Annotated in this window: 9 protein-coding genes; all 9 read left to right on the forward strand. The window is 57.4% G+C overall.

From position 1 onward, the window contains the following. The first annotated feature begins 60 nt into the window (after positions 1-60). The 9 genes from PSPTO_RS10115 (at position 61) to fleQ (ending at position 13,579) form a co-directional block, all read left to right on the forward strand. Complete coding sequence (locus tag PSPTO_RS10115; RefSeq protein WP_005767015.1) at positions 61-3,636, forward strand: glycosyltransferase; 3,576 nt, start codon at positions 61-63, stop codon at positions 3,634-3,636. A gap of 131 nt (positions 3,637-3,767) precedes the next feature. Further along, positions 3,768-6,674 carry a glycosyltransferase gene (locus PSPTO_RS10120; protein ID WP_005767013.1) on the forward strand — a complete coding sequence of 969 codons (2,907 nt, stop codon included), beginning with the start codon at positions 3,768-3,770 and terminating at the stop codon, positions 6,672-6,674. 285 nt (positions 6,675-6,959) lie between these two features. Continuing rightward, positions 6,960-7,886 (forward strand): ketoacyl-ACP synthase III, encoded by a 927-nt coding sequence (locus PSPTO_RS10125; protein ID WP_005767011.1) that lies wholly within the window; start codon positions 6,960-6,962, stop codon positions 7,884-7,886. A gap of 328 nt (positions 7,887-8,214) precedes the next feature. Beyond that, positions 8,215-9,063 carry a flagellin domain-containing protein gene (locus tag PSPTO_RS10130; RefSeq protein WP_005767010.1) on the forward strand — a complete coding sequence of 283 codons (849 nt, stop codon included), beginning with the start codon at positions 8,215-8,217 and terminating at the stop codon, positions 9,061-9,063. Between the two features lie 72 nt (positions 9,064-9,135). Beyond that, the gene (locus PSPTO_RS10135) at positions 9,136-9,528 is read left to right on the forward strand and encodes a flagellar protein FlaG (protein ID WP_005767009.1); all 393 of its coding nucleotides are present in this window, start codon (positions 9,136-9,138) and stop codon (positions 9,526-9,528) included. A gap of 83 nt (positions 9,529-9,611) precedes the next feature. After that, complete coding sequence (fliD, locus tag PSPTO_RS10140; RefSeq protein WP_011103781.1) at positions 9,612-11,090, forward strand: flagellar filament capping protein FliD; 1,479 nt, start codon at positions 9,612-9,614, stop codon at positions 11,088-11,090. 125 nt (positions 11,091-11,215) lie between these two features. After that, complete coding sequence (fliS, locus tag PSPTO_RS10145) at positions 11,216-11,605, forward strand: flagellar export chaperone FliS (protein ID WP_003382140.1); 390 nt, start codon at positions 11,216-11,218, stop codon at positions 11,603-11,605. 25 nt (positions 11,606-11,630) lie between these two features. Next, the gene (gene fliT, locus PSPTO_RS10150; RefSeq protein ID WP_002554297.1) at positions 11,631-11,927 is read left to right on the forward strand and encodes a flagellar protein FliT; all 297 of its coding nucleotides are present in this window, start codon (positions 11,631-11,633) and stop codon (positions 11,925-11,927) included. 176 nt (positions 11,928-12,103) lie between these two features. After that, positions 12,104-13,579 carry a transcriptional regulator FleQ gene (fleQ, locus tag PSPTO_RS10155; protein WP_003382141.1) on the forward strand — a complete coding sequence of 492 codons (1,476 nt, stop codon included), beginning with the start codon at positions 12,104-12,106 and terminating at the stop codon, positions 13,577-13,579. Positions 13,580-13,593: the final 14 nt, after the last annotated feature.

The following is a 13,593-nucleotide window of genomic DNA, read 5'->3' on the forward strand; positions in this document are numbered from 1 at the left end:
TTTCAGCGGTGAGGGGGGCTACTTGACCGGTAGCGTCCCGCCGCTCGCGAGTCTGTAATAGTGAATTCAGCCCCCCTCGTCAGTATCGTCATCCCCGCCTTCAATCCCCGGTTTTTCCGCGCCGCGCTGCAAAGTGCCTTGAATCAGGTTTACGACAATCTGGAGATCATCGTCTGCGACGATTGCCGCAGTGATGAAATCAAAGCCATTTTCGACGAGTTGGCGCCTGCGTCCAGCGACCGTGCGCGATATGTGCGCAACCCGCAGCGGCTGGGGTTTCAAGGCAACCTGCTGAAGTGCCTGGACGAATCACGCGGCCACTACATCAAGTTTCTGTGTGACGACGACCGCCTCTTTCCGTACTTCATTGCCAATCAGGCAAGCGTTTTGGATGCCTATGAAGACGTGAGTCTGGTGGTTGGCCGACGGCAGTTGGTCGATATCGATGATTACGTATTGCCGGCTCGTCTGGAAAACGTCGGGCTGGTGCCTTATGACGCCGTGTTCAAAGGCGAGGACATGCTGGCGATTTTCGAGCGCACGCCACGCAATTATCTGGGTGGCTTCAGTGCTGCACTGATGCGCCGGGCCGATGTTCTGGAGTACCTGCCTTCTATCGCCCAGTCGGGACAGGGTTTTGTTGCACTGCTGGACTTCGCACTGCTCATTTGCTTGCTGCGCCGGGGCAATCTGGTGGTGCTGCATACTATTCAAAACGTCGAGCGCCTGCATCCAGGTCGTTTCAGCGGCCAGCCAGACATGATCCAGAAAGCGACTACCGAATGGGCCTGGTTGAACGAAATGCTCAAGGCGCGCAGCGGCGAGCAAGCCCCGGCCGAGGGCTGGGTGCGTTTTCTGCCTCTGCGCAAGGCGCTGGAACTGCCCCGTGAGTGGGATGAAGTCGGCCTTCACGGGATAATGGCCAGCCGTCAGGGTGTCATGAACAGCCGGGTGGGCAGCAAAAGTGAAAACTACGCCGAGCTTTACATCGATTGGTTGTCATGTAGGCAATTTACCGCCCCGCAGAAAAAACTGATCGAGCAACGTATCGGGCAGTGGGCATGGCAGCCGCGCATTGTTCCGGTGATCATTGATCCGGCTGGCGATGCCGAAGGGCTGGACATCACCCTGCGCAGCATTGCCGAGCAGGATTACGCAGCCGACTCGGTGGTGGTGCTGACCAATGCCGAGGTTGACGATCCGCAGGTGCTGCGCTTCTCGTTGCAGCCGGATTGGGCACGCCAGTTGAACGAAGTGCTGCCGCTGCTGGAGAACGCCGACTGGGTCTATCTGCTGCGTGCCGGGGACCGCCTGACCCAGCCGTCGCTGCTGGTGCTGGCTGAGCGAATCGCGCAACACGAAGGTCTGCTGTGCGTTTACAGCGACGAAGGCGCACTGGTCGATGGAAAGTCCAGCGAGCCGATCTTCAAGCCTGATTTCAATCTGGACCTGATGCGGGCCTATCCGTATGTCGGTCGCACGTTGGCGTTCCAGCGCCGCAATCTGCTGGACGCAGGCGGCCTGGACCCTGTGCACGGCGAACTGGCGCCGCACGATTTCATCTGGCGTCTGGTGGAAGGCGTCGGGCCTCAGGCCATCGAACACATCGCCGAGGTTCTGGTTGAATCGACCCTGACCTTCGCGCAATGGCTGTCGCTACCTCAGGTGATCAAGCACAACGAGTCGGTGGTATCGGCCCATCTTTCGCGCATTGGCCGAGAGCATGTTATCCACCATGATCAGTTGCCACTGTTGAACCGGATCGAATACCGGCATGCGGCCAGCCCGCTGGTATCGGTGATCATCACTACTCGGGATCAACTGTCAGCACTGGAGCGCTGTGTAGAAAGCCTGCTCAGCAATACCACCTACCCTCATTACGAAGTGCTGATCGTCGACAATGCCAGCAAGAGCGCCAATACCCGCGCCTGGTTTGCCGCGATGAGCGAGTTGGGCAGCGACAAGCTGCGCATTTATTCGCTGACCGAGCCTGGCAGCGAAGCCAGCGCTCAGAACCTCGCCGCCCGGCATGCCAACGGCGACTATCTGCTCATGCTCAGCCCACACGCCGTGCTGCATCAGGCGGACTGGCTGCAAGGCCTGCTCAACCATGCTCAGCGTCCCGAGGTGGGCATCGTCGGGCCGCGAATCCTCACCCCGCAGGGCTCCATTTTGTATGCCGGGATGGTGATGGGCATGGACGGGCTGGCGGGTCGGCCCTTCATAAGCTATCCGGCGGGCTCCAGCAGCTATATGCAGCGCCTGCAATTGACGCAGAACTGGAGCGCGGTCAGTGGCAATTGCCTGATGGTGCGCAAGGACGTATTCGACGGCGCAGGCGCAATGGAGGCGGCAACCTTCACTCAAGGATTGCAGGACCTGGACCTGTGCATGCGGGTCGGACGTGAAGGCTACCTGATTGTCGGCACGCCGGATTCGTCACTGGTACTGGCCGAGCCTGCCGCCGCCGAGCGTTCCGAGGCATCTCGTCAGGCGCTGGATAATGAGCAGCAATCGTTCTTCGAAAAATGGTTACCGAGAATGGCTCGGGACCCCGCCTATAACCCCAATCTGAACCTCACCGAAGTGCAGGCCTTCGATCTTGACCCTGGTCTGCAGATGGGCTGGGAGCCATTCTGCACCCGTCATCTGCCTTCGATTCTGGGCATGCTGGTCAACTCATCGGCAGTGGGCCACTACCGTGTCAGTCAACCGATGCTTGAATTGATCGCGGCCGGGCGAGTGGTTGGCCGAATGTCCTATGAGTCTATTACGCCCGTTGAGGTCGAGCGCCAGCGTCCGGATGTCATCGTTTTTCAAGGACGTTATTCCGAGCCCAAGATCAAGGATATTGTTCTGTCCAAGAGTTACTCCAGTGCCATGCGTATTTTTGAGCTGGATGACTACATCATCGATGTACCCGAACGAAACGAGCACAGGCGCAGCATGCCCGACAACATTGCCCAGATGCTGCGCAAAGGCATAGGTCTGTGCGACCGCGTGGTGGTGTCTACCCAGCCGCTGGCCCAGGCGCTGTCGAGCATGCACAGCGACATTCGCGTGGTGCCGAACATGTTGGCGTCGCACTTGTGGAGCAGCCTCAGAAGCCAGCGTCGCACCTCCGGTAAGCCGCGTATCGGCTGGGGCGGGGGAACCAGTCACCGCGGCGACCTGGAGCTTATTGTCGATGTGGTACGCGAGCTGGCCGATGAGGTCGAGTGGGTGTTCTTCGGCATGTGCCCGGACTTGCTCAAGCCCTATATTCACGAGTTTCACAGCGCTGTCAGCCTGAACTCCTATCCGGCCAAGCTGGCCAGCCTGAACCTCGATCTGGCCCTTGCGCCGTTGGAGTTCCATATCTTCAATGACTGCAAGAGCAATTTGCGTCTGCTGGAGTACGGCGCTTGCGGCTACCCGGTAATTTGTTCGGACACCGAAGCCTACCGCGGCCATTTGCCGGCCACCCGGATCTACACCAACAGCTCCGAAGAATGGCTACAGGCGATTCGCATGCACTTGTCTGACCCTAATGCCAGCTACCGCATGGGCGATGAGTTGCGCGAGACGGTGCTGCGCGATTTCATGTTGCGTGGCGAAAACCTGCAATATTGGGCCAACGGCTGGTTGCCCGACTGACCCGATCTGTTTAATGCGCTCCAGCCAACTGATGGCTGGAGCTGTGCTGTTTTGCTCTTGCGTTGACAGGGCCTTCGGGTCTTCTGGTCACCAGGATCAAGACGCCATCGGTACGAAATTAAGGAAAGCTCATGCAAAGCCATTCTGGAAATGAAACCACCCCGTTGAGCCAGCGTCTGACCCTGCTGTTGCTTGCCGAGAATCAGTCGGACTTTCTGCGTCGTGCCCTGAAGTACTACAGCAGCTACCCGTGCAATCTGATTGTGGTCGATGCTTCGCCTGCGCCCGACGCGCAGGTTGCCGAGCGTACCGGCCTGCAGTACATCCACAATGCCGCACTCAGTGAAGCCGGACTCAGCGCCAGAATTGCAGAAGGCCTCAAGCAGGTGTCCACCCCCTTTGTGGCGTACGCACAGGTCGACAGTTTCCTGCTGCCTGATGCGCTCACCGAAGCTGTGAATTTCCTTGAAGCCAACGAGCATTATGGCGCTTGCCAAGGCTATAGCCTGGGTTATCAGGCCTACGTCGATCGCGTGGATTATTTTCGCCGCGACCGCAAGGTTCATGAGGACTACGCGTCTGATCAGGCCGATGAGCGGCTTCTGAGCTTTATGGGTCAGAGCGTGTCACTGCTCAACGCCGTGACCCGGACCGGGCTGGCGCGTCAGTGGTTCACGTCGGTGCCTGAGGGCACCGAGCTGCACTGGCAGGACATCGGCCAGATGAGCTTTCTGGTTGCGGCTGCTGCGCTACGGATCCTGCCCATTCCCTATGCGTTGCACGTCAACGCTGAAAAGGAGGCAGAGCATCGCTATGGCGCTGCCATTGCAGGGGCGGTCAAACATATCGACCCCAAGGCGAAAGCCGAGCGCGAAACGCTTGCGCGCAGGGTTGTCTCGACGCTGGGCAATGTGTCGGGTTTTGACGGCGAGCAGGGCGCGCAGCACATATTGGCCGGCCTCGCAGCCATGGCTGAATGCCTCGAAACCCAGCCCTATCAGGCGGGCGAAAAAATTATCAGTTCAGTGTGGAACGTCGCACTGGCGCAGGCCGATGCGCTGTTCGAGCCTCGTCAGTTCGTTGAACTGCCGTTCTACAACCAGCCACTGTTCGATGAACTGGCGAGAATCGAGTTTTTGATCCATCTGTTGCCGGCAGGTCATGCGCAACTGGAAGGGCTTGAGGCGGTGCTGGTCAAACAGGCCGAGCTGCTGCGTGTGCAGAGCAACCCGGACGCCGAGTCACTGTTGAGCCGTCTGTGGCAAGCCTACGCAAGATACGCCTTCAGCCACAGTGTCGTGCAAAGTCTGGCCGATGAGTTGGGCAAGTCCGATGACGAGGAAGACATTGAATGCGCCGAGCGCATCGTTGCCTGGGGCCAGCGTTTGCAGTCTGATTCCGCATTCGATAACAGCCAGTTGCTGAAAAGTATGGCTTCCGGCAAGTTGCTCGACTGGCTCGATTCACGTGATCCGGCCCCGGCACAACTGAAAAAGCTGACTGCGCAGCTGGCGCGTCGGCCAGCAGGTTCGCAGATCGGTATTTTGCTGCTTGATCTGGAAGCCGATGTGTTCAAGCTGCAGGCAACTTTCGACAGCCTGATCAACGGCCATTATCGGGGTTTCAAAGTCGTGGTGTTCACCACCGGTGACCTGCCGGCAACCACCACCTTGAATGACACCCTGCACTTCGTCAAAGTCGCCGAAAACAATTATGTCGACAAGATCAATCAGGTCGTCAAACAGGCGTCCAGCGACTGGCTGATGCTGGCGCAGGCGGGTGAAGAGTTCACCCGCAGCGGTCTGTTGCTGGCCAGCGCCGAGCTGATTGACGCTGCGCAATGCCGGGCGGTCGCGGTGGATGAAATTCACCGTCAAGCCAATGGCACCCTGGCACCGTTGTTCCGTCCGGGCTTCAACCTGGATCTGTTGCAAAGTTTGCCGACGCTGGCCGCTCGGCACTGGCTGGTTCGTCGTGATTTGCTGGTCGAGGCGGGCGGTTATTCGCGAGAGTTTCCAAAGGCGCTGGAATTCGACCTGCTGCTGCGCTTGATCGAACAGGGCGGCATGAGCGGTCTGGCGCACTTGAGCGAGCCGGTATTGATCTGCGATGCGCCCGAGCTTGAAGACAATCAGGACGAGCAAAAAGCGCTGACCCGTCATCTGGGCCAGCGTGGTTATCAGGCGGAAGTCAGTTCGGCATTGCCCGGCACCTACAAGATTGATTATCGCCATGCTCATCGGCCGATGGTCTCGATTCTGCTGCACAGCCAGGACAATCTGCCGCAATTGCAGCGTTGCCTGCACAGCATCCTGCAGCGCACCCGCTATCAGCGCTATGAAGTGTTGATTGGCGATAACGCCAGTACCTCTGCCGAGCTGTCGACCTGGCTTGACCAGCAGCAACAGTTGTCCAGCCGGGTGCGCGTATTCCGCGCCGATCAGCGTGTGAGTACGGCAGCGTTGCGCAACCTGGTCAGCCAGGAAGCCAAGGGTGAGTACCTGATTCTGCTGGATGCCGAGAGCCAGATCGTCAACGTGGGCTGGATCGAGTCACTGCTCAATCAGGTACAGCGCCCGGAAGTCGGCGTGGTCGGCGCACGTCTGGTGGACCGCGAGGGCACGGTGACCCAGGCGGGCCTGATTCTGGGGCTCAATGGTGGCGTGGGCTCGGGCTTTGTCGGCGAGCCGAAGACGTCCCGAGGTTACATGCAACGCCTGGTGGTGGAGCAGAACTACTCTGCCGTGTCATCAGCGTGCCTGATCATTGCCAAGGAGCTGTTCGACGCGCTGGGTGGCCTGGATGAAGAGGTGTTTGCCGAGTCGCTGGGTGACGTCGATTTGTGTCTCAAGGCCGCGCAGGCAGGCTATCTGACTGTCTGGACCCCGCATGTTCAAGTGGTGCATTCGGGTGTGGTGCATGCGCCCGAACAAACCCTTGGCGCGTTGATCGGCAAATGGTCGGCGCAGTTCGCGCAGGACGAAGCCTATAACGCCAATCTCGACCGCAATGACCGTGGGTTCACGCTGGCGGTTTAAGCGTTATGCGGCAGGCGATCCGGCTGTTTTTGCGGTCGGATCGTCTCCCTTGCATCGCCACTCCACATCCTTTTTCCCCCTGCCAATAATCGCAAAGCGTGCACACCGGCGTGACCTGCGGGTCATAACGTGCATCTTCACTGTATTGTGTTACAGGGAACGACACACGCCTGGCTTGCTTTAACGTGCCCCGCGCCCTGAAAATGTCGGTAAATCACCTCTATTCTGTAGCGCCCTGATTTTATCGGGACGAAAAATGACCTGTTTACTCATCGGGAAGCCATGATGATTGGCATTAAAAACATAGCGAGTTACGTGCCCACTGCTGGCGTTGATAACTACGCTCAAGGTGCCAGTTTCGGCAAGGATGAAGATTTCATCCTCGGGAAAATCGGTTCCACCTTCCTGCCGCGCAAAGACGCTGGCCAGGAAACCTCGGATTTGTGCGTTGAAGCGGCCAACACGTTGTTTGCCAACAACCCGCAGCTCAAGCGCGAAAGCATCGACGTACTGATTGTCGTCACCCAGAACGGCGACGAAGAAGGCCTGCCACATACCGCTGCCATCGTTCAGGACAAGCTGGGGCTGTCGACCAACGTTGCCGCGTTCGACATTTCGCTGGGCTGTTCCGGGTATGTCTATGGCATTTATGCAATCAAGGGCTTCATGGAAGCCGCAGGGCTGAAAAACGGCCTGCTGATCACCGCTGATCCGTATTCGAAAATCGTCGATCCGCAGGATCGCAACACCACCATGTTGTTTGGCGATGCAGCCACGGCAACGTGGATGGGCGAGGGCGCTGCCTGGCAGTTGGGCAAGGCCAAATTCGGCACCGACGGTTCCGGTGCGCCGCACCTCAAAGTGAGCAATGGCGTGTTTTTCATGAATGGTCGTCAGGTGTTCAACTTTGCCTTGCTCAAGGTTCCCGCGCATTTGCATGAACTGCTGAGCGAGTCGGACCTGACGCCGGACGATATCGATGCGTTCTGTATTCATCAAGGCAGCGCTGCGATTGTCGATGCCGTTGCACGTCGCTTTGAAGACAAGCCCGAGAAGTTTCTCAAGGACATGGTCGAAACGGGTAACACGGTGTCTTCCAGTATTCCATTGCTGATTGAAAAGCATGTGCTTAACTCTGACTGGAGTCGGGTTGCGCTGAGCGGTTTCGGTGTAGGCCTTTCCTGGGGTTCTGCAATTATCTATAAAGCCTGAATCACCGCAGGCTAAAAAGAGCGCCCGTGGCTAGTTCATCGGGCGCTTTTTTTTGACTAATCGATTCATTGCACATTTTTAAACTTGGACGTGTGTCATCTGCGCGTGGCAAATGAAGTCCAGGCAGCAGTTCTCCTCGTGTCACATGGGTTCGGTTTCGCCTTAACCCCTTGTTTTATAAGGGGTGGAGGAATGATGGCAAAATATTCAAAAAAAACGCTCAAGCAACCTGCCATCGCGACGATAACTATTACGAAGGTTCTCTAGGCACACCCGGCGCTTGCAGGGGCCGGAAGCCACGTAGTACCAAACCAACGAGGAATTCATCATGGCTTTAACAGTAAACACCAACGTAGCATCGTTGAACGTCCAGAAGAACCTGGGTCGCGCCTCCGACGCTCTTTCGACCTCGATGACTCGTCTGTCCTCCGGTCTGAAAATCAACAGCGCTAAAGACGACGCTGCCGGCCTGCAAATCGCTACCAAGATCACTTCGCAGATCCGTGGCCAGACAATGGCGATCAAAAACGCCAACGACGGTATGTCCCTGGCGCAAACCGCTGAAGGCGCACTGCAAGAGTCGACCAACATTCTGCAGCGTATGCGTGAACTGGCTGTTCAGTCGCGAAACGACAGCAACAGTGCCACCGACCGTGAAGCGCTGAACAAAGAATTCACCGCGATGAGTTCCGAGCTGACCCGTATCGCTCAAAGTACCAATCTGAACGGCAAGAACCTGCTTGACGGTTCCGCCAGCACCATGACTTTCCAGGTTGGTTCCAACTCTGGCGCTTCGAACCAGATCTCTCTGACTTTGAGCGCAAGCTTCGACGCAAACACCCTGGGCGTCGGTTCGGCTATCAGCATCACCGGTGCCGATAGCGCCACTTCCGAGGCTGCTTTCTCTGCCGCTGTTGCCGCTATCGACTCGGCTCTGCAGACCATCAACTCCACCCGTGCTGACCTCGGTGCTGCACAAAACCGTCTGACCAGCACCATCTCCAACCTGCAGAACATCAACGAAAACGCCAGTGCTGCACTGGGTCGCGTACAAGATACCGACTTCGCTGCTGAAACTGCACAGCTGACCAAGCAACAGACCCTGCAACAGGCTTCCACCTCTGTTCTGGCTCAGGCTAACCAGCTGCCATCCGCTGTACTGAAACTGCTTCAGTAATATCGGCATGAGTTTTAGCGGGGGAGTGCGTAATAGCGCTCTCTCGCTTTTTTACTTTCGGAGGTGATGGTCATGGATATGAGTGTAAAGCTGAACGTGTCTTATCCGGCCGTTCAACCGGCAAGTCAGGCCCCCGTGTCGGACAAGTCTGTTGACAAGCCAGCCGACGTCAAATCGGTGGAGCGTGTCGCTGCTCCTGAAGAAAGTAAAGGCTCGGATTTGCACAAGGATGATTCTCAGGACGAGGCGAAAGTCAAAGCCGCTGCAGAAGACATCCAGAAATTTTTTCACTCGGTGAAGCGCAATCTCGAGTTTTCGATTGATGAAGCTTCTGGCAAAGTGATCGTCAAGGTCATTGCCAGTGACTCGGGTGAAGTGGTAAGACAAATTCCCAATGCAGAAATCCTGAAACTGGCCGATAGCCTGAGTGATGCGAACAGCTTGTTGTTCCGCGCCAGAGCGTGATCGCCGGTACGGTACTTGTTGCAGGTTGCCTGATGCGTTGACGCGACAGAAAAACCGGCGACATTCTTGAAGGGAGAAGCAAAATGGCAAGTCCAATTACATCGACAACGGGCCTGGGTTCGGGTCTGGCAATTACCGCCATCGTTCAGGGGTTGGTCGGTGCTGAAAAAGCGCCCAAGCAGAACCAGATCGACAAGCAGACCGCCACCACCTCTGCATCGCTGTCGGGCGTCAGTCAGTTGACGTCTGCACTGGCTGCGTTTCAGAAAACCCTGGATACCCTGGGCAGCTCGACGACGCCTGCGTTTCAGGGTTTCGCTGCGACATCTGCCAATGAAGCAGTGGTCAAGGCGACTGCCGGCAACACGGCCGTCAACGGTAGTTACGCGATAGGTATCACCCAGCTGGCAACCCCTTCAAAGGTCGCGACAGCCGCGCTGAGCTCTACGCAGGCGAGTGCTATTCCGAGTGGTACCCTGAAAATCACTCAGAATGGCACTGACTACAGTGTCGCGATCGACAAGACCTCGACACTGCAGGAAGTGCGCGACAAGATCAACTCGTCGCTGCAGGGCAAAGGCATTACCGCCAACATTATCAACGACGACAACGGTGCCAGGCTGGTCTTCAGTTCGACGACCACCGGCAAAGGCAGTGACATTTCGGTGGTGGGTGCTTCCGGGCAGGAAGCGCTGAACATTGATGGCACCAAGTTGATGAGCGACTCAAGCACGGGGACCGATGCCAGCGGCAAAGCAATTCCCGGAGCCGGTGCGATTACTGCGACCGCCAAGGACGCTGCCTTCACGGTTGACGGTCTGAGTCTGACCAGCAAGACGAACACGGTCAGCACCGCGATTTCCGGCATGACCTTTGATCTGGTCGCGCCAAGTGCCGCTGGAGCAACGACCACTGTCACAGTGGCTACCAACACCGATGGGCTGAAGGCGTCGCTGCAGTCCTTCGTGGACTCCTACAACACGCTGGCCACCCTGGTGACTTCCCTGACCAAGGGTTCGATCAGCGACAAAGGCGTTTTCACGGCGGCCGCCCTTACCGGTGACGCAACGCCGCGTGCGCTGCTGGCGACTATTCGCGATCAGTTGGCGGGCGCTTCTTCAAGGGCCGGTCTGAGTGCTCTGTCGCAGTTGGGCATCAAGACCCAGCAGTCCAACGGTACGCTGTCGCTCGACACCGCTACATTCACCGCAGCGCTGAACGACAAAAAGCTGGGCAGCCAGATCCAGACCATGTTCACCGGTACGGGCGCAACAAATGCTGACGGTACGGTGGATGGCGGCCTGGTTGCTCGGATGAGCAAAGCGCTTTTACCCTACACGAAGGCCGACGGCGTTCTGGCCAGCAAGACAAGCAGTCTGACTAAAGTCCAGACCCGAATCGCCAGTGATCAGGATGCCCTTGATCGTCGTATCGAAAGTCTGACGGCCAGCCTGACCAAGAAGTACAACGCGATGGACCTGGTGGTCGGGCAGCTCAAAGCGACCGCGACCAGTATCACTTCGATATTCGAAGCGATGAACGCGCAGAAAAACGCTTCGTAAATTTAATTGACAGCAGTATCAAGAACCCGACTTCGTGTCGGGTTCTTGCTTTTGGGCTAAAGTTTCTGCGCGATGCGTCGATAGCTTGAATATCAGTATTCTGGATTTGTGACGAGGCCCCCCATATGAATCCGATGTTAGCGTTGCGGCAGTATCAGAAGATCGGCTCCCAGGCTCAGACCTCGGAAGCCAGCCCTCATCGTCTGGTTCAAATGTTGATGGAGGGTGGCCTGGACCGTATCGCTCAAGCCAAGGGTGCCATGGCGCGCCGTGACGTCGCCAGCAAAGGCGTGTTCATCAGCAAGGCAATCGGCATTGTCGGTGGTCTGCGTGAAGGGCTGGACTTGGATAACGCCCCCAGCGAAGCGCTGGTCAGGCAGGACAGCCTTTATCACTACATGATGACGCGTCTGGCCGAAGCCAATGCCCGCAACGATCAGAAGATGCTCGACGAAGTCGCCGGTCTGCTGATCACGGTCAAGGAAGGCTGGGACGCGATTGCCACTGTGCAATAACCTGCTGCTCTAGGAGAACAATAAAATGAGTGCTGCGCTCAAGCGTATCGAAGAAACCCGGGAAGCCTTGGTCGGGGCGTTGGCCGAGCGCGACTGGGAGGCTATCGTCAAGCTTGACCTGGCGTGTCGCGAGTGTGTGGATGCGGTGGTCAGCGAAGCGCCTGCCGACGAACCTGCGCTGCGTAGCAACCTTGAAGAGCTGCTGGGTGTCTATCGGCAACTGATTGATGTTGCAACCGGCGAGCGTCAAGCCGTCGTCGATGAAATGACGCAAATCCAGAATGCCAAAAATGCGACGAAGGTATACCATCTGTTCGGTTGACTGATAATTGTCATTTAATCCGTCGACAAGAGTTTCGCCATAAATTTGACTGTGTTCGTTTTTTTGACTTAACTAGTGATGTTTACTATTTTCTGGCGTCTCATGGTTATACCGGCTGAGATGCCAAGCTGCCCCCCAATCATGGGCATTGAGTTGACTAGGGAAGTTGCTATTGCATGTGGCGTGAAATCAAGATTCTGCTAATCGATGACGATAGCCAGCGCCGCCGGGATCTGGCGGTTATCCTGAACTTTCTTGGCGAAGAAAATCTCTCCTGTTCCAGCCAGGACTGGCAGCAGGTGGTCGGCTCTTTGGCGTCCACGCGAGAGGTTCTGTGCGTGCTGGTCGGGAACGTCAGCGCGCCGGGCAGCCTGCAAGGGCTTCTTAAGACCATCGCGGCATGGGATGAGTTCCTTCCCGTGCTGCTGTTGAGCGAAAACTCTTCCGTCGAGCTGCCGGAGGATCTGCGCAGACGCGTGCTCTCCGCGCTCGAAATGCCCCCCAGCTACAGCAAGCTGCTCGACTCCCTGCACCGTGCCCAGGTCTATCGTGAAATGTACGATCAGGCCCGCGAGCGCGGTCGTCATCGCGAGCCGAACCTGTTCCGCAGCCTGGTAGGCACCAGCCGCGCGATCCAGCACGTACGACAGATGATGCAGCAAGTCGCCGACACTGACGCCAGCGTCCTGATTCTCGGTGAGTCGGGGACCGGCAAGGAAGTTGTTGCCCGTAACCTGCATTACCATTCCAAGCGCCGTGATGCGCCGTTTGTGCCGGTCAACTGCGGTGCCATTCCGGCCGAGTTGCTCGAAAGCGAGTTGTTCGGGCACGAGAAGGGCGCGTTTACCGGGGCAATCACCAGCCGCGCCGGCCGCTTCGAGCTGGCCAACGGCGGTACGCTGTTCCTCGATGAAATCGGCGACATGCCACTACCGATGCAGGTCAAGCTGCTGCGTGTATTGCAGGAGCGGACCTTCGAGCGCGTTGGCAGTAACAAGACGCAGAGCATTGACGTGCGCATTATTGCCGCTACGCACAAGAACCTCGAAAACATGATTGAGCTTGGCAGCTTTCGCGAAGACCTTTATTACCGTCTCAATGTGTTCCCTATCGAGATGGCACCGCTGCGTGAGCGCGTAGAAGACATCCCGCTGCTGATGAACGAATTGATTTCACGTATGGAACACGAAAAGCGCGGTTCCATTCGCTTCAACTCGGCAGCGATTATGTCGCTATGTCGTCACGCCTGGCCGGGCAACGTTCGCGAACTGGCCAACCTGGTCGAGCGCATGGCGATCATGCACCCGTACGGTGTGATCGGCGTGGCCGAGCTGCCGAAAAAATTCCGCTATGTCGATGATGAAGACGAGCAGATGGTCGACAGCATGCGCAGCGATATCGAAGAGCGCGTGGCCATCAACAGCAACACACCGAACTTCGCATCCGGTGCCATGCTGCCGCCTGAAGGGCTTGACCTGAAAGACTACCTGGGTGGTCTGGAACAAGGTCTGATTCAGCAGGCGCTGGACGATGCCAACGGCATTGTGGCTCGCGCAGCGGAGCGCTTGCGGATTCGCCGGACCACCCTGGTCGAGAAGATGCGCAAGTACGGTATGAGCCGTCGTGAGGGTGATGAACAGGCGGAGGATTGACGCCTGTTTCAAAC

The organism is Pseudomonas syringae pv. tomato str. DC3000 (assembly GCF_000007805.1).
GTDB classification, from domain to species: domain Bacteria; phylum Pseudomonadota; class Gammaproteobacteria; order Pseudomonadales; family Pseudomonadaceae; genus Aquipseudomonas; species Aquipseudomonas avellanae.

Excerpts from the sequence above, each read along its gene's own strand:
- PSPTO_RS10120 (WP_005767013.1), top strand. The coding sequence starts at position 3,768 with ATGCAAAGCCATTCTGGAAATGAAACCACCCCGTTGAGCCAGCGTCTG.
- PSPTO_RS10125 (WP_005767011.1), top strand. The coding sequence starts at position 6,960 with ATGATTGGCATTAAAAACATAGCGAGTTACGTGCCCACTGCTGGCGTT.
- PSPTO_RS10130 (WP_005767010.1), top strand. The coding sequence starts at position 8,215 with ATGGCTTTAACAGTAAACACCAACGTAGCATCGTTGAACGTCCAGAAG.
- PSPTO_RS10135 (WP_005767009.1), top strand. The coding sequence starts at position 9,136 with ATGGATATGAGTGTAAAGCTGAACGTGTCTTATCCGGCCGTTCAACCG.
- fliD (WP_011103781.1), top strand. The coding sequence starts at position 9,612 with ATGGCAAGTCCAATTACATCGACAACGGGCCTGGGTTCGGGTCTGGCA.
- fliS (WP_003382140.1), top strand. The coding sequence starts at position 11,216 with ATGAATCCGATGTTAGCGTTGCGGCAGTATCAGAAGATCGGCTCCCAG.
- fliT (WP_002554297.1), top strand. The coding sequence starts at position 11,631 with ATGAGTGCTGCGCTCAAGCGTATCGAAGAAACCCGGGAAGCCTTGGTC.
- fleQ (WP_003382141.1), top strand. The coding sequence starts at position 12,104 with ATGTGGCGTGAAATCAAGATTCTGCTAATCGATGACGATAGCCAGCGC.